Genomic DNA, 24,319 nt, shown 5'->3' with positions numbered 1-24,319 from the left:
AAAGTTTTTATGCATCTAGCTTTGCGAACTTTTCACTTCTAAAAAATAGGAATAAAATAAATTTTGCGTTCTTTACGGTAAAACTATACTCAAAGTTTATAACTATATTACTTTACATTGGAGAATTTTACAATTGGTTTGTTAATCATTTTGTAAAATTTTCCTTTGAATGAATAATGTCTCTCAATTACAAAGTTAAACTGCTTTTTAGTTTTTGCCATTTCTGTAAGTTCTGCGGGTAAATCAACTTCAAAATCATCTTCCGTTCCTTTGGCTTTTTTGTACGAGCCTGTTGTAATAATTTTAAAATCTCTAAAAAACTTTTTATTATCATCTTTAATCACAGTGTAAGAACTTGACCATTCTGAACTTGCACTATTTGTAAGTGAGTAATTGTCAACTTCCATTAAAGGTTGGTATTTTCCGTCAAAACCTGCAATTATATAAAAATAACCGTTGTAAGGAGCGCCTGCGCCACCATTTGCATGTAAAAGCGATATAGCATATTGGTCTTCTCCAATTTCAACCAATTTTGGAATTGGGCATTGCGCAAAAGCCCCAAATGCAGCAATTGCAGGCTGAAAAGATTTCATTTCCCAATAGTTGCCATTTTTGGCAAATTTTGCCAAGCCTAATAATCCGCCAGAAAAACGTCCTGTCTGAAGTCCGTCTTCATCATGTACAGAATGGTTAAATGCCAATATTTTAAATTGATTGCCTTTTGAGTCTGAATAGTCAATATTTGCTAAAAGCCTTGTCGCAACACCTTCAGTATATGGAAACAGCTGATCTCCTTCAACGCCGTTTACGTCTAGAAAAGGAGTAGATTTGCAAGATTTACATTTCCAGCTTATAAAGGTGTTTTTATCAGCAAGATGATACAAGTTGCCAGGAAACAATTTTTGCGTCGTTTTTGCACTGTCAAATGGATCAGAAACCTTGAGGGTTCGTTTTGGATTCAATATAGTATCACTGATATTTTTTAACTGTAAATCAGTTTCTTGTGCAAAGCAAAAAGAAGAAATTAGCAGGGAGAGATTTAAAACAATCTGGCGCATAAAAAGTGTATTTGTTTATGAAAACAAATGTATAAAGAAAATTATTGTTAATATGAGCTTCTGTTGTTATTAGAGCGAAAAATCTCAAAAATCTAAATTTTGTAAATCTTAATTACAGTATTTTTTGCGTATTCTTTAATTAAAACTAAATTTGCTCCCTCTAATAAAAAAAACAAATGAAGAAAATCCAAATGAGACCAAAACTAATCGCTTTCGGGGCTTTAGTTATTGGGTTTATTATGCTTTCATGGGGAAATGTTGGCCATGAGCGTATTAACAAAGCAGCTGTAATGGCTTTACCAAAACAATTACAGATCTTTTTTTACAATCACATTGATTTTATTACACAAGAAGCTTCGGTTCCAGATATCCGTAAGTATGCTTTAAATTATAAAGAAGAAGGGCCAAGGCATTATTTTGATATGGAAAACTTTGGTTCGGCTGACACTTATCCACAGACATTAGAAGAAGCAAAACAAAAATACGACGCTAAATTTTTAAGCGATAATGGAATTTTGCCTTGGTATATTGAAGATATGATGGCGAAATTGACTAAAGCTTTTAAGGAAAAAAACAGAGCTGAAATCTTATTTCTTGCAGCAGATTTAGGTCATTATATTGGTGATGCTCATATGCCATTGCATACTTCTAAAAATCACGATGGGCAATTGACTGATCAAAAAGGAATTCACTCGCTTTGGGAAAGCAGATTACCGGAATTATTCGTTAAAAATTACAAATTAAATGTTCCTGAAGCGCAGTATTATGCTAATGTTCACAAAGCAATTTGGGATATGATTAATGATACACATACTTTAGCACAACCTTTATTGGATATTGATAAGAAATTAAGAGTTGCAACTCCAGAGAATAAAGTTTTTGAAATGGATGCAGAAGGTAAAATCGCAAAAACGAAATACAATACTTCTAAATTCTCTGATGAATATGCTAAAAAATTACACGAACAATTGAACGGAATGGTTGAAAGCCAAATGAGAAAAGCAATTGCTGCAACGGCAAGTTTTTGGTATACTGCCTGGATAAATGCAGGTAAACCTGATTTAAGCGATTTAGACTCACCAGCTATTACACAAAGAAATTATCAATTTTTGCAGGATGATTTAAAATTATACCAAAAAGGAGATTTATTTGGAATGAAAAACCAAAACGATTAGTTTCTATATCTCTTAAAAAAAAACGGCAAATTCATTGAATTTGCCGTTTTTTTTATTGGTTATATTTAGCGATTTTTTGCGTACAATTTATCATTTTTACCTGTTAAACCGCTGTGTTGGTATTCTTTCTCTTTCAATACATAAGAAGCTGCTTGGTAATAAGAAATGGTGTGGTCAATTAAACTTTCGTTTTCAGATTTTAAAGGAATTTCATCGTAATGAATTTGAAATTCTGGAGCAATTTCTGGCGTAGGATTTAGTTTTAATTGAAACTGTTTTATTTGTTGTTTTGGAGATAAAATAGTTAGAACTCCATCTTTAATTAACCCTAAATCTTGATACGTTGCTATAAAAGCTCTTGGCTGATAATCAGATTTAAAAACATCACGACCGAAGAATTTACTTTGATAATCAAAATTTAGCAATCCAAACAAAGTTGGCATTACATCAATTTGCGACATCAGTTTGGTGTATTTTTCAGGCTTCATATCTGGCGTGTATATCAAAGCTGGAATTCTGTATTTGTCTAATGGAAGCTCAGTTTTTCCTGCACTCGATGCGCAATGATCGGCTACAATTACAAAAACAGTATTCTTAAACCAAGGCTGTTTTGAAGCCTGATTAAAAAACTGACGAAGTGCATAATCTGTGTATTTCACACCACCATCACGTGATTTGATATTTCCAGGAATATCAATTTTATTGTTAGGATATGTAAAAGGTCTGTGATTGCTAACTGTCATGATATGATTGAAGAAAGGCTTATTTTGCTTAGCTTCAGTATTCATGATTTTTATAGCTTTATTATACATGTCTTCATCACAAACTCCCCAAACGTTAGAAAATGTAATTTCGTTTTCAGCAAAGCTCGACTTGTCTATAATTTGATAGCCGTTTCCTGAGTAGAAATCTTGCATATTATCAAAAAAGGCATCTCCGCCGTACATGAACTTTACATTGTACCCTTTTTTAAGAAAAACAGATCCAGTTGAGAATTTATTTTTATTGTCTTCTCTCTTCACAACGCTTTCACCAGCTGTTGGTGGTAAACATAAAGTTACAGCTTCAAGGCCACGAACTGTTCTGTTTCCTGCAGCATATACATTAGTAAAAAGTAAACTTTTTTGCGCAAGACTATCTAAGAATGGTGTAATGTTTTGTTCATTTCCATACATTTTCATGAAATCGGCGCTTAAGCTTTCAATAGTAATTAAAACCACATTTTTGCGTTGCTCTAGTGAATCTTCTTTTATTTCTCGTAAAGTGTTTTTTCCTGAAATAGAAGGTATTTCTTGTCTTAAAATTGTAAAAGCTTTATCGTTTGGAATCGTTTTATAGAATTTAAAATAGTCCAATTTGTTGTTCTGAAAAGCAAGATAGAATTTATAAATTCCATTAGATTGCAATTCATTAACAAAGATGTTTTTTGAATTTTCTGTTTTTGCCAAGCCTGGTACAGCCAGTAGAGAAACAATAAATAGAACAGCGTATAAGGCAGTGATTTTTAATTTCTCAGAAAAATTAGGAATCTCATCGATGTAATTTCTTGATTTCTTGATGATAAAATAGGTAATAATTCCTGTTACAATAAATAAAGCAGAAAATATAGGAACTACAGGATACGATTGCATAATATTTCCGATAACCTCATTTGTGTATATTAAATAATTAACTGCTATGAAGTTGTATTTGACACCAAATTCATTCCAAAAGAAAAACTCGCTTATAGCATTTTGAAGAATCAATAAAACATATAGAAAGATTACAAAGGCAAAAAGCCAGAACCTTATTTTGTTCTTATACTTTGGAAGAAAAAGAAAAAGAGCAAATAGTAGTGTTTTTATCCCAACAAAAATCAAAACAATCTTAGGTAGAGCACCGCCATATTCATCAAATATGCTTTTTCCAGAAGCGATATAGATTAGAAGTGCTACAAAACCTCCGAGAATAATATATCCATACGGTTTGGTGTATTTTGAATTGGAAATAAAAATTAAATAAAGCCACAAGAATGCTGAAGCTAAAACAAATACAAAAAAGTCAGAAAGAAGACCCAATGAGAAGATTTTTAAGCTTTCAGAAAAGGTGAATGAGCTTTGGGTGATCGGATGAAAAAGCAATACTATTCTTAGGGTGAAACTAACAATAAAGTAAAGTAAACCAAGATTGTAAAAAGGAGAAAGTTTTTTTGAAAAATTCATCAGATTTATTTTTTTGCAAAATTACTTTCGAATAATTAATCTCAGATTAAGTTCAACTTTTACCTTACTTAACATTAACTTAATATTTGCTTAAGATATTACTTCTTTTATTTATTAGAGTTTGGATTATTTCTCAGAACTAAATTATTTATCTTTGATGATAGATAATGAAATTCGAATTTTAATAATATACGATAAATGCATATTTTAATAGTGGAAGACGAAGTAGGTATCGTCCAGTTTCTAAAACAAGGTCTACAGGAAGAAGGCTATCAAATTACCACTGCAGCCGATGGTTCTAAAGGTTTTGAACTGGTGCAGGAACAAAAATTTGATCTGATTTTGTTAGATTGGATGCTTCCAAAAATAAATGGTCTTGATCTCTGTAAAGCTATTAGAGTCAAAGACCAGACGACACCAATTATTTTTTTGACTGCAAAAGATACAGTTCAGGAAACTATAGAAGGGTTAAAAGCTGGTGCAAACGATTATATCAAGAAGCCTTTTAGTTTTGAGGAATTGGTTGAACGTATTAAAGTTCACTTTAGAAATAAAAAGCAAACTGAAACCTTAATACTTGGAAACATTACTATGGACTTATCCAGGCATATCGTATTAAAAGGAGAAGAAGAAATTTCACTTACTCAGCGCGAATTTGAGCTGTTGGCTTATTTAATAGAACATAAAGGGAAAGTTTGCACAAGAAATCAGATTTTGAGTGATGTTTGGGAAATCAATTTTGAATATGATACTGGCGTTATTGATGTTTTTATGAATGCAATTCGAAAAAAACTAAACCTTAAAATTGAAGAAGATTATATAAAAACGATTCGAGGTATTGGGTATATCGCCAATGATTAATAAGATGACATCATTATCCTTTAAAAATAGAATTGCCTTAAATTATATTGTGGGAACGGGGCTTTTGGTTTTGGCGGTCTTTTCTGCTATTTACTTTATTGTCAAACTAACGGTTTACAACCATATTGATGAAAATCTTAATATAGAAATTCAGGATCATTTAAAAGAGCTAAGAATAGAAAAAGGCGCTGTTGTTTTTATGGATGCCGAAGAATGGGAGGAAAGAGAACACAATTCAGTCGATGTAAATCCCATTTTTGTCCAATTTTTGGATTTGAACAAGAAAATTATCGAAAAATCTCCTAATTTAAAAAATGAGAAACTCGTTTTTCATGAAAGGAAAGAACATTTTCATCCTTTTGATACGAAATTATTAGGGAATAAAATCCGCCAGATACAAGTACCGCTTCATGTGCAATCTAAGAAAGTGGGTTATTTGATAATTGCAATGTCGCTTTCTGATTCTTCAAAAGTTTTGGATAATCTGATGGATGCTTTATTGATTACCTTTCCTATTATTCTAATTATTTTGTTTTTCTTAGCGAGATTTTATGCGGGAAGAAGTATAAGACCAATAAATAATATTATTCAGACCTCTAAAATCATTACAAAAGACAATTTAAAAGCACGAATTCCGATCCCTAAAACAAGAGACGAACTATTTGTACTTTCTAAAACAATTAATAGTCTTTTGAATCGAATTGAAGAAGCAATTGAACGTGAAAAACAATTCACTTCGGATGCATCTCATGAGTTAAGAACTCCTCTTACTGTTATTAAAGGAACACTTGAAGTATTAATACGTAAGCCTAGAGATAACAAGGAGTACGAAGAAAAAATTAATTACTGCATTAATGAAGTCGACCACTTAAATTCGCTTGTAGATCAGCTACTTCTAATGGCTCGTTTTGAGAACCAAAAACAAAATATTCATAAAGAAAATGTTTATCTGAATGCAGCAGTTTTGGATGTTTTGAAATTGAATGCAGAGAAAATTAAAACGGGAAGAATTAATGTAATATTGGAAGCTTCAGAAGAGTTTTATATCTATTCTGATAATTATTTAGTCATAACCATTCTCAGAAATATTATTTCAAATGCTGTAAAATATTCAAAACCAGATAGTGAAGTTAAGGTCTCAATATCAAGAGAAAACCATAAGATTATATGTAATATTTCAGATCAAGGAATCGGAATTGTAAAAAAAGATCTCGATTCAATTTTGAATCCTTTTTTCAGGTCAGATTCGCTGAATCATGCAGAAATTAAAGGAACTGGACTTGGATTGTTTATTGTAAAACGAATGACCGATTTACTTAGAATTAAATTTAAAATTGAAAGCGAAATAGGAAAAGGGACCAAAGTTTTATTAGTTTTTGATGAATATGATAATTCGTTAAAGTAATTTTAAAATTCTTAAGCATAATGCTGTCTGTAGCGATTTTTAACAATAAACTATCGTTAAGTTAAAATAAAAATTGCTTTTTAATTAATTTATCTAGTATATTTGCAACCGAATCAAAGAAGTAAAAAAATAAAACAAATCATGATTTCAATTCAATTACATCATCATCATTTACATTATTGCTCTCAAGCGATGTGTTAATGGTATGTGTGTAAATCATCATATTTTAAAACCCGTTTGAGTACATCAAACGGGTTTTTTAATTCAAGCTCTCTTTGTACTCAAACTATTAATCCAACAAACAACTAAAAAAATGAGTACTTTAAAAATTGCAATTCAAAAATCGGGTCGTTTAAACGAAGACAGCATTCAAATTCTAAAAGACTGCGGTATTTCAATTAATAACGGAATCGACCAATTAAAAGCTGAAGCTTCAAATTTTCCTCTTGAAGTTTTATACCTTAGAAATTCAGATATCCCTCAATACTTGATTGACGGAGTAGTAGATTTAGCCATTGTTGGCGATAATCTTTTGGTGGAGAAAGGAAAAGGAATTGAAGTGGTTCAGAAACTAGGATTTTCAAAATGTAAAGTTTCTGTGGCAGTCCCTAAAACTTTTGAATACAATTCGGTTCAGGATTTAGCTGGACTTCGTATTGCTACTTCTTATCCAAATACAGTTAACGAATATTTCAGTAAATTTGGTTTAAGTGTTGATATTCATCAGATTTCTGGTTCTGTAGAAATTGCGCCAAACATTGGTCTTGCTGACGCGATTGTTGATATTGTTTCAAGCGGAAGTACTTTATTCAAGAACAATTTAAAAGAAGTTGAAGTTATTTTGAAAAGTGAGGCAGTTTTAGCGGTTTCTCCAAAAGTTTCTCCTGAAATCCAAAAACACATAGATACTTTAAAATTCAGAATTCAGGCAGTTTTAAGAGCTAGAAATTCGAAATATATTTTAATGAACGTTCCAAATGATAAAATTGATGCTGTTGGAAAAATCCTTCCAGTTCTTAGAAGTTTGACAGTTCTTCCTTTGGCTCAAGAAGGCTGGAGCAGTGTTCACTCGGTAATTGATAAAGATACTTTTTGGGATGTAATAGACCAATTAAAAGAAGTAGGAGCAGAAGGAATTCTAGTTTGCCCAATCGAGAAAATGGTTCTGTAGGGCTTCGCCCGCTTTAGGCAGTAGGCTTTTGAAAAGCTTGCTCCTTCTGCAAAAAATAAACACAACGTTAATAAAGCCTAAAGCCTACAGCTTAAAGCTTAAAGCTTAAAAAAAAATGAATATAATAGATAATCCAAAACCAGAAAGTTGGTCAGAAATATTAAAAAGACCAACACAAACTGTTGATGATATTGAAGTTACAGTAAAGGAAATCTTTAAAGAAGTCCAAAGAAAAGGAGATGAAGCGGTTGCAAAATATACTTCAATTTTTGATGGAATTTCGTTAGACAATTATGAAGTTTCTCAAGCAGAAATTGAAGAAGCAATTAGTCTGATTCCGACCGAATTGAAAGAAGCAATCGAACTAGCAAAAAACAATATTTATAACTTCCATAACGCTCAAAAAACAGATCGCGTTTCTGTTGAAACTATTGATGGAGTAAATTGCTGGCAGGAAAAAAGACCAATTCAGAAAATTGGTTTATATATTCCAGGAGGAACAGCACCTTTGTTTTCAACTGTTTTAATGCTTGCGGTTCCAGCAGAAATTGCGGGTTGTAAAGAGATTGTATTGTGCTCTCCTCCAGATAAAAAAGGAAAAATTAATCCCGCAATTTTATATGCCGCCAATTTATGTGGTGTAACTAAAATTTTGAAAGTTGGCGGAATTCAAGCAATTGCAGGAATGACTTTCGGTACACAATCTATTCCAAAAGTATATAAGATTTTCGGTCCAGGAAATCAATTTGTTACCGTGGCAAAACAGCTGGCTACTCAGTTTGGTGTTGCAATCGATATGCCTGCCGGTCCTTCAGAATTGTTAATTGTGGCAGATGACTCCGCTGTTCCTGCTTTTGTGGCTTCAGACTTATTATCTCAGGCTGAGCATGGAACTGACAGTCAGGTAATTTTAGTTTCGACTTCAAGAAAGCTAATTGATGAAGTAGAAAAAGAGGTTCAGTCTCAATTAGAAGTGCTTCCAAGAAAAGCCATTGCAGAAAAAGCGATTGAGAATTCAAAATTAATTTATGTTGAAAATGATCAGATTGCTTTAGATTTAATTAATGAATATGGGCCTGAGCATTTTATTATCTGTTCAGAATACGATGATTTCTATTGCAATGGAATTGTAAATGCAGGCTCTGTTTTCATCGGAAATTATACGCCAGAAAGTGCAGGAGATTATGCATCAGGAACCAATCATACTTTGCCGACAAATGGTTATGCTAAGAATTATAGCGGTGTAAATTTGGATAGTTTTATGAAATCAATGACTTTTCAAAAGATTTCAGAAAAAGGAATTCAAAACATTGGAAAAGCAATAGAATTGATGGCTGAAGCCGAAGGGTTACAAGCGCATAAAAATGCTGTGACATTAAGATTGAAGAGTTTAGAGTAAAAAAGATAAAAGAAGCAAGAAGCAAGAAAATGCGCAAGAAGAAAAATCTTTGTTCTTTAATCTTGATCCTTTCCTCTTAAAAATAAAGAAGAATGAAATTCGATATAAATACAATAACAAGAGAAAACGTAAAATCACTAAAGCCGTATTCGTCTGCACGAGATGAGTTTGAAGATTTTGATACAGCTGAAATGATTTTTCTGGATGCCAATGAAAATCCGTTTCAAAATGGAGTAAACCGTTATCCAGACCCGCAGCAAAACTCAGTTAAAGCGATTTTGGCTAAAAACAATAATACCAAGCAAAGTCAGATTTTGCTGGGAAATGGAAGTGACGAAGTTTTAGATTTGCTTTTTAGAGCTTTCTGTGAACCGAAAAAAGACAATATTATTTCTCTGCCTCCAACATACGGAATGTATGGTGTTTTAGCAAATATCAATGCTGTAGAAAACAGAGAAGTTCTGTTGACAACAGATTTTCAGCCTCAAGTTGAAAAGATTTTAGAAGCGGTTGATGAGAATACAAAAATCATCTTTTTATGCTCGCCAAACAATCCGACCGGGAATTCATTCTCAGACGAAAGCGTAGTGAAATTACTTCAAAATTTCAAAGGTTTAGTCGTAATTGATGAAGCTTATATTGATTTCTCAAATAAAGAAAGTTGGCTGACAGAAATTGACGAATACCCTAATTTGGTGATTACACAAACGCTTTCTAAAGCTTATGGTTTAGCTGGAATTCGTTTAGGAATCTGTTATGCTTCTGAAGCTGTGATTTCGGTTTTAAATAAAATTAAACCGCCTTATAACGTAAACGAATTAACACAACAAAGAGCGAAAGAGCGATTAAGAGATTCAGAAAAAATTAAGCAAGAAATTGCTTCAATTATTGAACAAAGAGAAGAATTGCTTAAAGTTTTACTTGAAGTGAGTTTTGTTGAAAAAGTATATCCAACAGAAGCCAATTTTATATTAGCAAAAGTTGATAATGCGAACAAGAGATATGATCAATTAATCGAAAAAGGAATTGTAATAAGAAACCGAACTACACAACCTTTATGCGAAAATTGTCTTCGATTTACAATTGGAACAAAAGAAGAAAATGCAGTTGTAATTAGAGAATTGAAACTATTAAGCTAAGAGTTTATATAACCGCAAAGTTCGCAAAGAATTACGCAAAGAACCAAAGTCATTTTGCCATTGAGATTTAGTATAATTCGTGAATTCGTGGCGAAAAAAAAATAAAATATGAAAAAAGTACTTTTTATCGATCGTGACGGGACGATTGTTTTAGAACCTGAAAATTACCAATTAGACAGTTTGGATAAACTAGAATTTTATCCAAAAGCCTTTCAATATCTGGCTAAAATTGCTAATGAATTAGATTACGAATTGGCAATGGTAACCAATCAGGACGGATTAGGAACTGATAGTTTTCCTGAAGATACATTTTGGCCAACGCAAAATTTTATTCTAAAAGCTTTTGAAAATGAAGGAGTTGTTTTTGATGAAATTTTCGTAGATAGAACTTTTCCAGAGGAAAATGCGCCAACACGCAAGCCTAGAACAGGAATGCTGACTAAATATTTAAACAATCCAGAATATGATTTAGAGAATTCTTTTGTTTTGGGAGATCGTTTAACTGATGTGGAATTGGCTAAAAATCTTGGCGCAAAAGCCATTTTTATGAATGATACTGATGGCGCTGGAAGCAACGAAATTTCAGCTAAACGCGAAGAATTGAACGAAACAATTGCTCTACAAACGATGGATTGGAAAAAAATCTATGAGTTTTTGAAACTAGAAGCGCGTTCAGCATCAATTACAAGAAAAACTAACGAAACGGATATTTATATCAATCTAAATCTTGATGGAACAGGAAAAAGCAAAATAGACACCGGAATTGCTTTTTTTGACCACATGTTAGACCAAATCTCACGTCACGGTCAAATGGATTTAGAAATCACTGTAAAAGGGGATTTAGAAGTTGATGAACATCATACAATCGAAGATACCGCAATTGCTCTTGGAGAAGTTTTTGCCAAAGCCCTAGGAAACAAATTAGGAATCGAGCGTTACGGATTCTGCCTTCCAATGGATGATTGTTTAGCGCAAGCAGCAATTGATTTTGGAGGAAGAAATTGGCTGATTTGGGAAACCGAATTTAAACGTGAAATGGTTGGGAAAATGCCAACAGAAATGTTTTATCACTTCTTCAAATCGTTTACAGACGGCGCAAAAGCAAATTTAAATATCAAAGCAGAAGGAATCAACGAACATCATAAAATCGAAGCAATTTTTAAAGCTTTCGCAAAAGCGATAAAAGTAGCCGTAAAAAGAGATACCGAAAAAATGATTTTGCCTTCGACGAAAGGAATGCTTTAAGAAGTTTAAAATTGTTTCAGGTTTCATGTTTCAAGTTCATTGGAGTAACTTGAAACATGAAACTTGAAACCTGAAACAAAAAGTTAATGAAAATAGTAATTATAAATTACGGAGCAGGAAATATTCAGAGCATTATGTTTGCTATTGAAAGATTAGGTTTTAAAGCTGTTTTAAGTAATAATCCGGAAGAGATTAAATCGGCTGATAAAGTGATTTTTCCTGGCGTAGGCGAAGCGAGTTCGGCGATGGCTAAACTTCGTGAAAGCGGTTTGGATAGTTTGATTCCGCAATTGAGACAGCCAGTTTTGGGAATTTGCCTCGGAATGCAATTAATGTGTAATAAAACAGAAGAAGGAAATACAAAAGGTCTTGGGATTTTTGATGTGGATGTTTTGAAATTTTCAAGCAATGTAAAAGTGCCTCAAATGGGATGGAATCAGATTTATGATTTAAAAACCGATTTGTTTAAAGACATTTCTGAGAATGAATTCATGTATTTGGTTCATAGTTTTTATGCACCCAATTGCAAGGAATCTATCGCCACAACAAATTACGATGTTGAATACACATCAGCTTTGCAAAAAAATAATTTCTACGGAACTCAGTTTCACCCAGAAAAAAGTGGCGATGTCGGAGAGAAAATCCTTGGAAATTTCCTGAAGATGTAAAAATTTCAATTTCAAAAGACAATATCAATCAAAATAACAATTTTTGAGAATCAAAAAGACTTTATGACTTTCGACTTTCGACTTTCAAACTTTAAGACTAAAATAAAATGAGAATAATACCAGCCATAGATATCATTGAAGGAAAATGCGTTCGTTTGTCCAAAGGTGATTATGATACGAAGATAATTTACAATGAAAATCCGCTTGAAGTGGCAAAATCATTTGAAGCACATGGAATTGAGCATCTGCATTTAGTAGATCTTGACGGTGCAAAATCAAGCAAAATTGTCAATTATAGAATATTAGAACAAATTGCAACTCAAACAAACTTAAAGATTGATTTTGGTGGCGGTTTAAAATCGGATGACGATTTGAGAATTGCTTTTGAAAGTGGCGCAAACCAAATTACAGGGGGAAGTATTGCTGTAAAAAACAGAGTGATTTTCGAAAAATGGATTTCAGAATATGGTTCAGAAAAAATCATTTTAGGCGCTGATGCGAAAGACGAAAAAATTGCGGTTTCTGGTTGGTTAGAAGAATCTAATGAAGATTTAGTTCCTTTTATTCAGGATTACCAATCAAAAGGAATTCAGTTTGTGATTTGTACTGATATTGCCAAAGATGGAATGCTTCAAGGGCCAAGTTTTGATTTGTATAGTAAAATTTTGGCAGAAACAAAAGGAATAAAGTTAATCGCTTCTGGAGGAATTTCTACTTTTGACGAATTACCAAAATTAGCCGAATTAGGTTGCGAAGGAACAATTATCGGAAAAGCAATTTACGAAGGCAGAATTAGTTTGAAACAGTTAGAAAATTATATTATTGGTAAAATGTAAAAAGTGAATTGTAAAATGAAGATTCAACATTTTACAAAAACATTTCACATCTTACATCTAACAATTAACTAAAATAAAAATGTTAGCAAAAAGAATTATACCTTGCTTAGATATAAAAAACGGAAGAACTGTAAAAGGCGTTAATTTCGTTGATTTGCGTGATGCAGGAGATCCTGTAGAATTGGCTGAAATTTATTCGAGAGAAGGGGCAGACGAATTGGTTTTTCTAGATATTTCGGCAACAGAAGAAAGACGTAAAACGCTTGTAAATATGGTACGAAGCGTGGCAGAAAAAATCAATATTCCTTTTACAGTTGGCGGTGGAATTTCATCTGTAGAAGATGTTGATATTCTGCTAAATAATGGGGCTGATAAAGTTTCAATTAATTCATCGGCAGTAAAAAATCCGCAGTTAATCAATGATTTGGCTCAGAAGTTTGGAAGTCAATGTGTTGTGGTTGCGATCGATGCTAAACAAATCGACGGACAATGGATTGTACATTTAGTTGGTGGAAAAGTACCAACTGAATTGAATTTATTCGACTGGGCTATTGAAGTGGCAGAACGCGGAGCAGGAGAAATTCTTTTTACTTCAATGGACAATGACGGCACTAAAAATGGTTTTGCAAACGAAGCTCTGGCTAAACTTTCAGAATTGGTAAACATCCCGATTATTGCTTCTGGAGGAGCCGGAAATATCCAGCATTTTGTTGATTCGTTTAAAGAAGGAAAAGCAGACGCGGCTTTAGCAGCAAGTGTTTTTCACTTCAAAGAAATCGAAATCAAAGCGTTGAAACAAGAATTAAGAAATAATAATATTGAAGTTCGATTATAGTTTTTACTTTAAGACTTTGGACTTTATAACTTTAGAATAAAATTATGGAAATCGATATCAAAAGCGCACATGGACTAATTCCCGCGATAATTCAGGATTCAGAAACTAAAAATGTTCTGATGCTGGGCTATATGAATGAAGAATCGCTTCAAAAGACAATAGAAACACAAAAAGTAACTTTCTTCAGCCGTTCCAAGCAAAGACTTTGGACAAAAGGCGAGGAGAGCGGTAACTTTTTAAATTTAGTCAGCATTAAAAATGACTGCGATGGCGATACATTACTAATTCAGGTAAAACCTGTCGGACCAACATGCCACACAGGTGCAGATACGTGTTGGCAAGAACCAAATGATGCAAATTATGGGTTTATTTCGCAACTAGAAAACACGATTAAAACCAGAAGAGAAAACGCTGATTCTGAGAAAAGTTATGTGGCTTCTTTATTTGAAAAGGGAATCAATAAAATTGCTCAGAAAGTAGGTGAAGAAGCGGTAGAAGTGGTAATTGAAGCTAAAGATGATAATGATGATTTATTCCTTAGCGAAAGCGCCGATTTATTGTTTCATTATTTAATTCTGCTTCAAGCAAAAGGATATCAATTGAATGATGTTGTGGAAGTTTTGAAGAAACGTCAGAAATAAAAATATTTTGTTTCAAGTTTCAAGTTCCATGGGATAACTTGAAACTTGAAACAAACTAGACTCACTCCATAAACTCAAAAACAGCAAACTCTTCTGGCTGATGAAATCCAAATACTAAACTCTTATAAGGTTGTAAAGCAAGATATTCGGTTGTGTTACCGTAATCAATTCTAAAAGTATTTCCTTTCCATTTTGTTCCGACTTTAGGTTTCGAAAAACCTCCGTTTTCAATATTTTTCAGACTAGAAAACGGAATTTTAATTTCAATTGTATAGCCTTCAGGAGTTATTTTGCTTACAGATTCCAAACCTTTTATATCAAAATCCATTGCCGTATTCCAGCCTCCACATTCTGGCGAAATGCATTTTAAAAGCAAATCGTAGTTTGTGGAAAATGCATTTACGCCAATTTCTACATAATTTTGGCCGTCTCCATCGGGATCTAGGAAAATTTCAACTAAATCATCGGTGTTAAATATTTGAGAGTCTTTTGTTTGTTGTGTTCCAATGATTTTAGAATCAGTAGAATTAAAAGCAATGTAAAGATTTTCATTATTCCACAAAAGAGAGACAAAGGTTTTCTGAGTGGCTTTTTCTTCTGTATTATGAATCACAAATGGGCCTAAAAAAGGTTTATCCCAATCAGATAAATTACCGTCAATTCTTATTTTATTGTTGGTTTTATAGACAGGAATGTTTTGTGAATTTGCAGCTATCGAAAACATCACAATTAAAAAGAAAACCAGCTTACTTAAACTCATACACATGAAATCTAAAATTTTGAGAGCACTAAAATAGAGAAGAATAATCAATTTCAATGCTGTTTATTGATATTGAAATGATAATTTTTCAAAAAAAATAATTCGAATGTTTACATTTGTTGAAGATTAAGCTGGTTTAATTACCTAATTATTTCAAATTTATAAATAATGAAAAAATACTTTGGTGGCGTAGTTTTCGCCTTTTTGGTTGGTTTTAGTGCTAATGCTCAAGGACTTTTAAATAAGTCAGAAACTGTATTTACACATCAGGATACTTTGCGTGGAAGCATCACAAAAGAAAGAGCTTGGTGGGATTTAAAATATTATCACCTTGATGTAAAAGTGAATCCGAAAGAGAAATCAATTTCAGGTTCTAATACAGTTCGTTATACTGTTTTAACAGAAAACAACCGTATGCAGATTGATTTGCAGGAACCTATGAATATTACTAAAGTAACTCAAAACGGAAAAGAATTAAAGTTTGAAAGAGACGGAAACGCATTTTTCATCACTTTAAACGAAAAACAAAAAGTTGGCGATACAAAAGAGATAGTAGTTTCTTTTAGCGGAAAACCTAAAGAAGCTGTTAAAGCACCATGGGATGGTGGTTTTTCTTGGAAAAAAGATAAAAACGGAAAAGATTTTATTGCTACATCTTGTCAAGGTTTAGGAGCGAGCGTTTGGTGGCCATGTAAGGATCATATGTATGATGAAGTAGAAAATATGTTAATCAGCGTGAATGTTCCTGGAGACTTAACGGAAGTTTCTAACGGAAGATTGCAAAGTGTTAAAAAAGAAAAAGACGGAACTAAAACTTTCAACTGGTACGTTTCAAATCCTATCAACAATTACGGAGTAAATATTAATATTGGTGATTACGTTAATTTCTCAGAAGTTTTTAAAGGTGAAAAAGGAAATTTAGATTGTAATTATTATGTATTAAAAGACAATTTAGCTTTGGCAAAAGAGCAGTTTAAAGACGCTCCGAGAATGTTGAAAGCTTTTGAAAACTGGTTTGGTCCTTATCCTTTCTACGAGGACAGTTATAAATTGGTTGAAGTTCCATATTTAGGAATGGAGCACCAAAGCTCTGTAACTTATGGAAATCAATATAAAAATGGTTATTTAGGACGTGATTTAAGCGGAACAGGTTGGGGATTAAAGTTTGATTTTATCATCATTCACGAATCTGGGCACGAATGGTATGCTAATAATATTACGTACAAGGATATCGCTGATATGTGGGTTCATGAGAGTTTTACGAACTATTCTGAAAGTCTTTTTGTGGAGTATTATTATGGAAGAGATGCTGGGGCAGAGTACGTAATTGGATGCAGAAAAAATATTCAAAATGATAAACCAATTATCGGACATTATGATGTAAACAATGAAGGATCTGGAGATATGTATTCAAAAGGTGCAAATATGCTTCATATGATTCGTCAGATTATCAATGATGATGCAAAATGGAAATCGATTTTGAGAGGTATGAATAAAACTTTTTATCATCAAACCGTTACAGGAAAGCAGATTCAGGATTATATTAACGAACAATCTGGAATTAATTTTAACAGAGTTTTTGCTCAATATTTAACAACAACTCAAATTCCGGTATTTGAATATATGTTTAAAAATGGAACTTTTGGCTACCATTGGACTAACTGTGTTGCTAAATTTGATATGCCAGTAAGAGTAAAATTAAATGGTGTTGAAACTTGGCTAAAACCAACCACAGAATGGCAATCAGTAAAAACGGATAATGAAGATAGAAAACTAGAGGTTGATAAAGATTTCTATGTTACGACTTCAAATATTGTAGAATAGGTTTTAATAATCCATTTTAAAAATGACATACAAAGTATTTTTAAGTTTAACGAGCGCAGTATTAATTTCTTGTCTGTCTAAGGGCACAAATAAAAATAGTACTTTGATAGATACAAAAGATACTGTTGTAGTTCGTCAGGATTTTAAAAAATATTTTGATTCGTGTGGTGTTACAGGTTCAATTGCTATTTATGATAACGTAAAGCACAAATGGATTTTGTCTGATAAAAATGCTGGTAATATACAAACATTGCCAGCATCTACTTTTAAGATCGCAAATCTGCTTATTGCGCTTGAAACAAAAACAATAAGTAGTGAGAATGATGTAGTAAAGTGGATTGGTAAAACGGATACTGTAAAGTATGGCTATAGACCAGAAATTTATCATGATATGACGGTAAAGGAAGCTTTTAAAGTTTCTGCTGGATGGGTATTTGTAGAGCAAGCAAAGAAAATTGGTAAGCAGAATTACGAAAAGTATTTGCGGTTATGCGATTACGGAAATGTTAATTTCTCTCAAGAAGATGCCGATTTTTGGAACTTTGGAGATTTTGGAATTTCCACGATTAATCAAGTTGAATTTCTAAAGAAGCTATACGATGAGAAGTTGCCGTTTTCAAAAAGAAATATTCAGATAGTAAAAAAAGTAATGTTAAGCGATGAAGGCCCTGATTATAAAGTTTATTCAAAAACCGGATGGACCAGAGAAAAAGGTGTTAATATTGGCTGGTGGGTAGGTTATGTTGAAAAAGAAGGTAGAAGTTACTTTTTTGCTACCAGACTTTTGCAGGATAGAAATAATAACAGAAGTGATTTTGGAAGTTGCCGAAAAGATATTACTAAAAAAGTATTTAAAGAATTGCAAATTTGTAATTTCTAGAATTCATTAAAAAAAACAAACCCGATAGTCCTGAAATCTCAAGACTATCGGGTTTTTTATTTTTACACATAATTTGTCATTTCTCTTTTCAGTCGAAATGATAAAAAGGTCTGAAAACTATTGCTTTCAGACCTTTTTTATTAAAACTTTAAAGCCTATCGATTATTTAACTTTGCCTTTTCCTTTATAATATCAGCAATTTTTCTGTTTTCAATTTTGCTTTCGAGCCACGAAATAATGTCAAGATACAAGAAAGCCCTTTTTTCGTAAGTGTTTTTTTCAAGTTCTACAAAACGAGCATGCATTTTCTTAAATTCCTTTTTAATATCGGCAGGGTAGAAGTTGTTTAGATTTCTTAAAAACTTAATAATCTCCTTTTGAACCTCGTGCAAGTCGTTCATTTTCAATAAAAACTTATAGGTACTCTTCAGATGATTTTCTAAATAATAATCTTTTCCAATTTCATAATGTGCAATCAGAGATAATAATCTTGCAAAGCACATTAAATCTTCACGCATTGTCAAGTTTTTATTGTTGATGATCTTATCTAAATAATTGATGCATTCGTTGTATTTTTCGTTACCAAAATAAATAGAAGCAATTTTATAGAAGAACAACATTTCGTGATGTTCATCAAGATGTTCGCTGTGCAATTTAAGTTTGCTTAAAATTTCAGGAATCAAATATTCACTTTCGGCAAAAGTTCCTTCTAATATATGCAGATTTAATTTGTTGTTATATACATATAAGAAAGACAGTGAGGCAAGATTGTCATTTACTGGAAATTTCGGATCAGCAATCGTTTCTTCTAGAAGATTCAAGTACTTTTTGAAGTTCGATTTATATTTAAGCATATAAAGCGATTCTAAGAAATAATGATTCCCTTTTAAGAAAAACACAGGATTCAGATAAATCATATTTGGATTATCATAAAAAAGCTGAACCCATTTATAGGCGAACTTGTAACTCGCCAAGAAATCTTGCACTAGAAAGCTTCGCCAAAGATTAGCGTTATAAAACCAGTATTTCTCCCGGAAACCAAATTTACTTTCGTCAAGTTTTGAGATATGCCTGTTAAAATAGTCGTCTATATATTTGTACTCCTCATCACTTTTTACGTAACCAGTTTTTAGCATGATTCCGTATAGCTGAAGAGATAAATTAGACAGTTTGCTTGAAATCGTATTTCTATAATTTAATTCTTTGGCCTGAACAACCAATTCGTCAGCACGTCCTTGAATACTGCGAGTAATATATTGAGATTCGATTAGTTTTTCGAATTCAACAATTTCATACGCCATATATTTTTCATCATTCTCTAAAGCCTGCTGTTTTGTTTTGTCTAGAATTTTTAAGCTCTGTTTATATAATCCCTTATTATAAAGAATAACAGCAAAATCCATTTGTTCGCGAAGCTGATAACGAATATTCTGGCTAGGAATATTTAATCTTATACTGACAAGAATTTGTTTGTATAAGTATGATTTTAAGTTAGATAACTGCACTTTTTGGATAGTGCCACTTTTAAGAATGAGTTTTTCATCGTAAACTTCAGATTTATCTAAAATATTGAATAGTTCGATAAATTTTGTGTTTGAACTCGTTTCTAATCGGCTTGCAAAAATTTTAAACTGCCTTTTTTCTGATTTCGAAAGTGATTTGATTAGAACAAATAAGAAATCTTTTTGATGGTTAGCCATTGTAAAAAATAATAATATAACTTATTGATTATAAGTTAGTTAATAAGGTATAAAACGTTTTATAAACAGTATAATTTCATTAAAATGAATTTCATACTGTAATAGTACAATATATATTTGTTATCAAGATGTGAAATTACATTAAATAAATGAATATGAATAGAGAGAAAGTTCAAATTTTTGACACCACATTGCGAGATGGTGAACAAGTTCCAGGATGCAAGTTAGATACTAAACAGAAATTAGTTATCGCAGAACGACTAGACAAAATGGGAGTTGACATTATCGAAGCAGGCTTTCCTGTGTCAAGTCCAGGCGATTTTTTATCGGTCTCTGAGATTTGTAAAATTGTAGAAAATGCAACCGTCTGCGGACTAACAAGAGCCGTAAAAAATGACATTGATGTTGCGGCAGCTGCCTTAAAGCATGCTAAGAAACCTAGAATCCATACTGGAATCGGAACTTCAGAATCTCATATACTCCACAAATTACAAACTACGCCTGAAGATATTATTGCAAGAGCAAAATTTGCTGTATCACATGCTAAATCTTATGTAGAAGATGTTGAATTCTACGCAGAAGATGCGGGTAGAACAGATAATGCGTTCTTAGCTAAAGTTTGTGAAGAAGTTATTAAATCTGGAGCAACTGTATTAAATATTCCTGATACTACTGGATATTGTCTTCCAGAAGAATACGGAGCAAAAATTAAATATTTAAAAGAAAACGTTAAAGGAATCGAAAACGTAATTCTTTCATGCCACTGTCATAATGATTTAGGAATGGCAACTGCAAACTCAATCGCAGGGGCTATAAATGGAGCAAGACAAATAGAGTGTACTATTAATGGTATTGGTGAAAGAGCTGGAAACACTGCACTTGAAGAAGTGGTAATGATTTTCAAACAACACCCTTACTTAAATTTAGATACAAACATCAATACGAGAGAATTAAACGAAATGAGCCGTTTGGTTTCTGAAAGTATGGGAATGATTGTACAGCCAAATAAGGCGATTGTTGGAGCAAATGCTTTTGCACACAGTTCTGGAATTCATCAAGATGGTGTAATCAAAAACAGAGCAACTTACGAAATCATGGATCCGTTAGACGTCGGAGTAAATGAATCTTCAATCATTTTGACAGCAAGAAGCGGAAGAGCTGCTTTGGCTTACCGTGCTAAAAAAGTAGGTTACGAATTAACTAAAGTACAGTTGGATATCGTTTATATCGAATTCTTGAAATTCGCTGATATTAAAAAAGAAGTTGTAGACGCAGATATTCACCAAATTATTGAAGCTTCTAAAATAGAAGGAGATTTAATCAGAAACTAAATATTTCAAAATAAGAATTTTAAGGAACAATAAGGATTTAAAGACATAAATAGCGAGAGATTATGAATTTAAAAATTGCAGTTTTACCAGGAGATGGAATTGGACCTGAAGTAATATTACAAGCTAAGAAAGCTTTGTACGCCATTGGCGAAGTGTATAATCATGAATTTGTTTTTGAAGAAGCGCTGATGGGAGCGGTTGCTATCGATAAAACAGGAAATCCTTTGCCGGAACAAACTTTAAATCTGTGTTTAAACACAGATGCAGTTTTGCTTGGTGCGATAGGAGATCCTAAATACGATAACAACCCAAATGCAAAGGTTCGTCCGGAACAAGGATTGTTGAAACTGCGAAAAGAATTAGGCTTGTTTGCTAATATTCGTCCTATAAAACCTTATAAAGCCTTAATTGAATCTTCTCCTTTAAAAAGAGAAATTATTGAAGGAGCTGATTTTACCATTTTTAGAGAATTGACAGGTGGAGCTTACTTTGGTACAAAAACACTTAATGAAGAAGGAACACATGCTTCAGATTTATGTGAATATTCAGAAGAAGAAATTACCAGAATTACACATTTAGCTTTTCAATCGGCACAAAAGCGACGCAAAAAGCTAACAATGGTTGATAAAGCAAATGTTTTGGAGACTTCAAGATTATGGAGAAAAGTAGTTCAGAAAGTGAGTGAAAGTTATCCAGATGTTAAACTTGATTTCTTGTTTGTGGATAATGCCGCAATGCAGCTGATTTTAAATCCAAAGCAATTTGATGTGATTTTGACTGAGAACTTATTTGGAGATATTTTATCTGATGAGGCTAGTGTAATTACAGGTTCAATTGGTTTATTGCCATCAGTATCTTTAGGAGAAAAAAATGCTTTGTTTGAGCCAATTCACGGATCATATCCGCAGGCAAAAGGAAAAAATATTGCAAATCCGATTGCTTCAATTTTAGCGGCAGCGCTTTTGTTAGAACATTTTGGATTAACTAAAGAAGCTCATGTAATTTATAAAGCGGTAGAAAAAGCAATTGAATACAAAGTAGTTACAGTTGATTTGAAACCAGATTCAAAATTTGGAACAAACGAAGTAGGAGAGTTCGTTTCTAATTTTATTTTCAGCAAAGATGATTTGCTGTATTTCAATAATGACAATGTAAGTATTGGGCAATCTACAATTGTTTAATATTTTTTGTTAAAATGTGAAGATAATCACAAGAAGTATTGTAAATGTTGAGATTTTATTTTTTTACTTCCAGAAGTTTATTTACTTTTGTGACACTAAAAAAGAAATGATGCAAATCTCAATTATTATTACTTCTGTCGTTGTTGTCAATGTGATTCACACATCTGCATCGGGAATGTTATAAATATAATTGAAAGACTATATTACAAACCTTCCAAATACTGGAAGGTTTTTTTTTGAATAAAATTAAAAATTAATAAAAATAATAATGGAATTAAATAAGTACAGCAAGACCATCACACAAGATCAAACACAGCCTGCGGCGCAAGCGATGTTGTACGGAATTGGTTTAACTGAAGAAGATTTAAAGAAAGCACAAGTTGGTATTGTGAGCATGGGTTACGATGGTAACACTTGCAACATGCACTTGAACGATTTAGCAAAAGATGTTAAAAAAGGTGTTTGGGATGCAGATCTTGTCGGACTTATTTTTAATACCATTGGTGTCAGTGACGGTATTTCTAACGGTACTGAAGGTATGCGTTACTCGCTGGTTTCTAGAGATGTAATTGCAGATTCTATTGAAACTGTTGCCGGAGCACAATGGTATGACAGTATTATTGCAATTCCTGGTTGTGATAAAAATATGCCAGGAGCATTAATCGCAATGGGAAGATTAAACCGTCCATCAATGATGATCTACGGTGGTTCTATTCACTCTGGAAAATGGAAAGGAGAATCTTTAAACATTGTTTCTGCTTTTGAAGCTTTAGGAAAAAAAGTAAAAGGCGAAATTACTCCTGATGATTTTAAAGGTGTTATTCAGAATGCTTGTCCAGGTGCTGGTGCTTGCGGTGGTATGTATACTGCAAATACAATGTCTTCTGCAATTGAAGCATTAGGAATGAGCTTACCTTATAGTTCTTCTAATCCTGCTTTAAGCCAAGAAAAAAGAGACGAATGTTTGGAAGCTGGAAAAGCAATCAAAATATTATTAGAAAAAGATATCAAGCCAAGAGACATTATGACTCGTGAGGCTTTTGAAAATGCTATTACAATTGTAGCTGTTTTAGGTGGTTCTACAAATGCTGTTATGCACTTAATCGCAATGGCTCATTCAGTTGGAATTACAATCACTTTAGATGATTTCCAAGCGATTAATGACAGAACACCAGTATTGGCAGACATGAAGCCAAGTGGTAAGTACATGATGGAAGACATTCACGAAGTTGGAGGTATTCCAGCAGTTATGAAATACTTATTGAAAGTAGGACTTATTCACGGAGACTGTTTGACAGTAACAGGAAAAACAGTGGCTGAAAATTTAGCTTCAACTCCAGATTTACAGGACGGACAAGAAGTTATTCATGAAATTCAAAAAGCATTAAAACCAACAGGAAATATTCAGGTATTGTATGGAAATCTAGCTTCTGAAGGTGCTGTAGCAAAAATCAGCGGAAAAGAAGGAGAATATTTCGAAGGACCAGCTGTTGTATTTGAAGGTGAATTTGAAGTAATTCCAGGTCTTCAAGCCGGAAAAATTAAACCAGGTAATGTAGTCGTCATCAGGGGTTGTGGGCCAAAAGGTGGTCCGGGAATGCCTGAAATGCTGAAGCCTACATCTGCGATTATTGGAGCTGGATTAGGAAGCAGTTGTGCACTAATCACAGACGGTAGATTCTCGGGCGGTTCGCACGGTTTCGTGGTAGGTCACGTTACACCAGAAGCATATGACGGTGGTGGTATTGCGTTAGTAAAAGATGGAGATTTAATTGCTATCGACGCTGTGAAAAATACAATCGACCTGAAGATATCTGATGAAGAATTTGCAGCAAGAAAAGCGGCTTGGGTTCAGCCGAAATTAAAAGTTGACAGAGGGGTTTTACTTAAATATGCAAGATCAGTATCAAGCGCTTCTACAGGTTGCGTTACCGATAATTAATTTAGAATTAAAATTAAACAGTAAAATACCAAATAGCCAAAATCTAATCCAAAACCAACTTATTCAA

At 32.9% G+C, this 24,319-nt stretch carries 20 protein-coding genes; 16 read left to right on the top strand and 4 right to left on the bottom strand.

All coding sequences use genetic code 11. The features are described 5' to 3' along the window. Nucleotides 1-107 precede the first annotated feature (107 nt). Nucleotides 108-1,058 carry a hypothetical protein gene (locus AAYQ05_RS14300; RefSeq protein WP_343544144.1) on the bottom strand — a complete coding sequence of 317 codons (951 nt, stop codon included), beginning with the start codon at nucleotides 1,056-1,058 and terminating at the stop codon, nucleotides 108-110. Nucleotides 1,059-1,234: 176 nt separating this feature from the next. On the opposite strand from AAYQ05_RS14300, the gene AAYQ05_RS14295 reads away from it, so the two are divergent. Beyond that, entirely contained in the window at nucleotides 1,235-2,233 is a 999-nt protein-coding gene (locus AAYQ05_RS14295) for a zinc dependent phospholipase C family protein (protein ID WP_343544143.1), read from the top strand. 65 nt (nucleotides 2,234-2,298) lie between these two features. On the opposite strand, the gene AAYQ05_RS14290 is transcribed toward AAYQ05_RS14295, so the two are convergent. Next, a complete protein-coding gene (locus AAYQ05_RS14290; RefSeq protein WP_343544142.1) occupies nucleotides 2,299-4,434 on the bottom strand; it encodes an LTA synthase family protein in 2,136 nt (711 codons plus the stop codon). A gap of 198 nt (nucleotides 4,435-4,632) precedes the next feature. Between AAYQ05_RS14290 and AAYQ05_RS14285 the strand changes: the two genes are divergently transcribed. From AAYQ05_RS14285 to hisIE, 10 genes are all read left to right on the top strand, one after another. Beyond that, nucleotides 4,633-5,295 (top strand): response regulator transcription factor, encoded by a 663-nt coding sequence (locus AAYQ05_RS14285; protein WP_343544141.1) that lies wholly within the window; start codon nucleotides 4,633-4,635, stop codon nucleotides 5,293-5,295. 4 nt (nucleotides 5,296-5,299) lie between these two features. Beyond that, nucleotides 5,300-6,700 (top strand): sensor histidine kinase, encoded by a 1,401-nt coding sequence (locus AAYQ05_RS14280; protein ID WP_343544140.1) that lies wholly within the window; start codon nucleotides 5,300-5,302, stop codon nucleotides 6,698-6,700. 313 nt (nucleotides 6,701-7,013) lie between these two features. Continuing rightward, a complete protein-coding gene (gene hisG, locus AAYQ05_RS14275) occupies nucleotides 7,014-7,871 on the top strand; it encodes an ATP phosphoribosyltransferase (protein WP_198855693.1) in 858 nt (285 codons plus the stop codon). 115 nt (nucleotides 7,872-7,986) lie between these two features. Continuing rightward, complete coding sequence (gene hisD / locus AAYQ05_RS14270; protein ID WP_343544139.1) at nucleotides 7,987-9,270, top strand: histidinol dehydrogenase; 1,284 nt, start codon at nucleotides 7,987-7,989, stop codon at nucleotides 9,268-9,270. 92 nt (nucleotides 9,271-9,362) lie between these two features. Continuing rightward, nucleotides 9,363-10,409, top strand: coding sequence for a histidinol-phosphate transaminase (hisC, locus tag AAYQ05_RS14265; RefSeq protein ID WP_343544138.1), 1,047 nt, complete (start codon nucleotides 9,363-9,365; stop codon nucleotides 10,407-10,409). A 108-nt stretch (nucleotides 10,410-10,517) separates the two neighbouring features. Further along, the gene (gene hisB / locus AAYQ05_RS14260) at nucleotides 10,518-11,654 is read left to right on the top strand and encodes a bifunctional histidinol-phosphatase/imidazoleglycerol-phosphate dehydratase HisB (protein WP_343544137.1); all 1,137 of its coding nucleotides are present in this window, start codon (nucleotides 10,518-10,520) and stop codon (nucleotides 11,652-11,654) included. An 86-nt stretch (nucleotides 11,655-11,740) separates the two neighbouring features. Next, the gene (gene hisH / locus AAYQ05_RS14255; RefSeq protein WP_343544136.1) at nucleotides 11,741-12,322 is read left to right on the top strand and encodes an imidazole glycerol phosphate synthase subunit HisH; all 582 of its coding nucleotides are present in this window, start codon (nucleotides 11,741-11,743) and stop codon (nucleotides 12,320-12,322) included. 107 nt (nucleotides 12,323-12,429) lie between these two features. Further along, nucleotides 12,430-13,158, top strand: coding sequence for a 1-(5-phosphoribosyl)-5-[(5-phosphoribosylamino)methylideneamino]imidazole-4-carboxamide isomerase (gene hisA, locus AAYQ05_RS14250; protein ID WP_343544135.1), 729 nt, complete (start codon nucleotides 12,430-12,432; stop codon nucleotides 13,156-13,158). Nucleotides 13,159-13,237: 79 nt separating this feature from the next. Further along, nucleotides 13,238-13,993, top strand: coding sequence for an imidazole glycerol phosphate synthase subunit HisF (gene hisF / locus AAYQ05_RS14245; RefSeq protein WP_343544134.1), 756 nt, complete (start codon nucleotides 13,238-13,240; stop codon nucleotides 13,991-13,993). A 44-nt stretch (nucleotides 13,994-14,037) separates the two neighbouring features. After that, a complete protein-coding gene (hisIE, locus tag AAYQ05_RS14240; protein WP_343544133.1) occupies nucleotides 14,038-14,634 on the top strand; it encodes a bifunctional phosphoribosyl-AMP cyclohydrolase/phosphoribosyl-ATP diphosphatase HisIE in 597 nt (198 codons plus the stop codon). A 61-nt stretch (nucleotides 14,635-14,695) separates the two neighbouring features. Here the strand turns inward: hisIE and AAYQ05_RS14235 are convergent, their stop codons facing one another. After that, the gene (locus tag AAYQ05_RS14235; RefSeq protein ID WP_343544132.1) at nucleotides 14,696-15,394 is read right to left on the bottom strand and encodes a carbohydrate-binding family 9-like protein; all 699 of its coding nucleotides are present in this window, start codon (nucleotides 15,392-15,394) and stop codon (nucleotides 14,696-14,698) included. A gap of 168 nt (nucleotides 15,395-15,562) precedes the next feature. On the opposite strand from AAYQ05_RS14235, the gene AAYQ05_RS14230 reads away from it, so the two are divergent. Both AAYQ05_RS14230 and AAYQ05_RS14225 read left to right on the top strand, forming a co-directional pair. Continuing rightward, nucleotides 15,563-17,218: a M1 family metallopeptidase gene (locus tag AAYQ05_RS14230; RefSeq protein WP_343544131.1), complete on the top strand. Its 1,656-nt coding sequence runs from the start codon at nucleotides 15,563-15,565 to the stop codon at nucleotides 17,216-17,218. 22 nt (nucleotides 17,219-17,240) lie between these two features. After that, complete coding sequence (locus AAYQ05_RS14225; protein ID WP_343544130.1) at nucleotides 17,241-18,098, top strand: penicillin-binding transpeptidase domain-containing protein; 858 nt, start codon at nucleotides 17,241-17,243, stop codon at nucleotides 18,096-18,098. A gap of 155 nt (nucleotides 18,099-18,253) precedes the next feature. On the opposite strand, the gene AAYQ05_RS14220 is transcribed toward AAYQ05_RS14225, so the two are convergent. After that, nucleotides 18,254-19,798: a hypothetical protein gene (locus AAYQ05_RS14220; RefSeq protein WP_343544129.1), complete on the bottom strand. Its 1,545-nt coding sequence runs from the start codon at nucleotides 19,796-19,798 to the stop codon at nucleotides 18,254-18,256. Nucleotides 19,799-19,953: 155 nt separating this feature from the next. Here AAYQ05_RS14220 and AAYQ05_RS14215 point away from each other — a divergent pair, with 155 nt between their 5' ends. The 3 genes from AAYQ05_RS14215 to ilvD all read left to right on the top strand — a co-directional run bounded on the left by AAYQ05_RS14215 (nucleotide 19,954) and on the right by ilvD (nucleotide 24,252). Further along, nucleotides 19,954-21,129, top strand: a complete 1,176-nt coding sequence (locus AAYQ05_RS14215; protein WP_343544128.1) for a 2-isopropylmalate synthase — start codon at nucleotides 19,954-19,956, stop codon at nucleotides 21,127-21,129. A gap of 62 nt (nucleotides 21,130-21,191) precedes the next feature. Next, a complete protein-coding gene (gene leuB / locus AAYQ05_RS14210) occupies nucleotides 21,192-22,310 on the top strand; it encodes a 3-isopropylmalate dehydrogenase (protein ID WP_343544127.1) in 1,119 nt (372 codons plus the stop codon). A 268-nt stretch (nucleotides 22,311-22,578) separates the two neighbouring features. After that, the gene (gene ilvD, locus AAYQ05_RS14205) at nucleotides 22,579-24,252 is read left to right on the top strand and encodes a dihydroxy-acid dehydratase (RefSeq protein WP_343544126.1); all 1,674 of its coding nucleotides are present in this window, start codon (nucleotides 22,579-22,581) and stop codon (nucleotides 24,250-24,252) included. The last annotated feature ends 67 nt before the right edge of the window (nucleotides 24,253-24,319 follow it).

This window comes from Flavobacterium movens (assembly GCF_039581425.1).
Taxonomy (GTDB): Bacteria; Bacteroidota; Bacteroidia; order Flavobacteriales; family Flavobacteriaceae; genus Flavobacterium; species Flavobacterium luteolum.
Note: the sequence above shows the minus strand (reverse complement) of the source record. Positions and strands in the feature narration are given on the sequence as shown.

Coding starts and splice junctions, on each gene's coding strand:
- AAYQ05_RS14220 (WP_343544129.1), bottom strand. CDS start 19,798: ATGGCTAACCATCAAAAAGATTTCTTATTTGTTCTAATCAAATCACTT.
- AAYQ05_RS14280 (WP_343544140.1), top strand. CDS start 5,300: ATGACATCATTATCCTTTAAAAATAGAATTGCCTTAAATTATATTGTG.
- AAYQ05_RS14290 (WP_343544142.1), bottom strand. CDS start 4,434: ATGAATTTTTCAAAAAAACTTTCTCCTTTTTACAATCTTGGTTTACTT.
- hisF (WP_343544134.1), top strand. CDS start 13,238: ATGTTAGCAAAAAGAATTATACCTTGCTTAGATATAAAAAACGGAAGA.
- hisD (WP_343544139.1), top strand. CDS start 7,987: ATGAATATAATAGATAATCCAAAACCAGAAAGTTGGTCAGAAATATTA.
- hisIE (WP_343544133.1), top strand. CDS start 14,038: ATGGAAATCGATATCAAAAGCGCACATGGACTAATTCCCGCGATAATT.
- hisC (WP_343544138.1), top strand. CDS start 9,363: ATGAAATTCGATATAAATACAATAACAAGAGAAAACGTAAAATCACTA.
- AAYQ05_RS14225 (WP_343544130.1), top strand. CDS start 17,241: ATGACATACAAAGTATTTTTAAGTTTAACGAGCGCAGTATTAATTTCT.
- AAYQ05_RS14285 (WP_343544141.1), top strand. CDS start 4,633: ATGCATATTTTAATAGTGGAAGACGAAGTAGGTATCGTCCAGTTTCTA.
- AAYQ05_RS14230 (WP_343544131.1), top strand. CDS start 15,563: ATGAAAAAATACTTTGGTGGCGTAGTTTTCGCCTTTTTGGTTGGTTTT.
- ilvD (WP_343544126.1), top strand. CDS start 22,579: ATGGAATTAAATAAGTACAGCAAGACCATCACACAAGATCAAACACAG.
- hisH (WP_343544136.1), top strand. CDS start 11,741: ATGAAAATAGTAATTATAAATTACGGAGCAGGAAATATTCAGAGCATT.
- hisA (WP_343544135.1), top strand. CDS start 12,430: ATGAGAATAATACCAGCCATAGATATCATTGAAGGAAAATGCGTTCGT.
- AAYQ05_RS14215 (WP_343544128.1), top strand. CDS start 19,954: ATGAATAGAGAGAAAGTTCAAATTTTTGACACCACATTGCGAGATGGT.
- hisB (WP_343544137.1), top strand. CDS start 10,518: ATGAAAAAAGTACTTTTTATCGATCGTGACGGGACGATTGTTTTAGAA.
- AAYQ05_RS14235 (WP_343544132.1), bottom strand. CDS start 15,394: ATGAGTTTAAGTAAGCTGGTTTTCTTTTTAATTGTGATGTTTTCGATA.
- AAYQ05_RS14295 (WP_343544143.1), top strand. CDS start 1,235: ATGAAGAAAATCCAAATGAGACCAAAACTAATCGCTTTCGGGGCTTTA.
- AAYQ05_RS14300 (WP_343544144.1), bottom strand. CDS start 1,058: ATGCGCCAGATTGTTTTAAATCTCTCCCTGCTAATTTCTTCTTTTTGC.
- leuB (WP_343544127.1), top strand. CDS start 21,192: ATGAATTTAAAAATTGCAGTTTTACCAGGAGATGGAATTGGACCTGAA.
- hisG (WP_198855693.1), top strand. CDS start 7,014: ATGAGTACTTTAAAAATTGCAATTCAAAAATCGGGTCGTTTAAACGAA.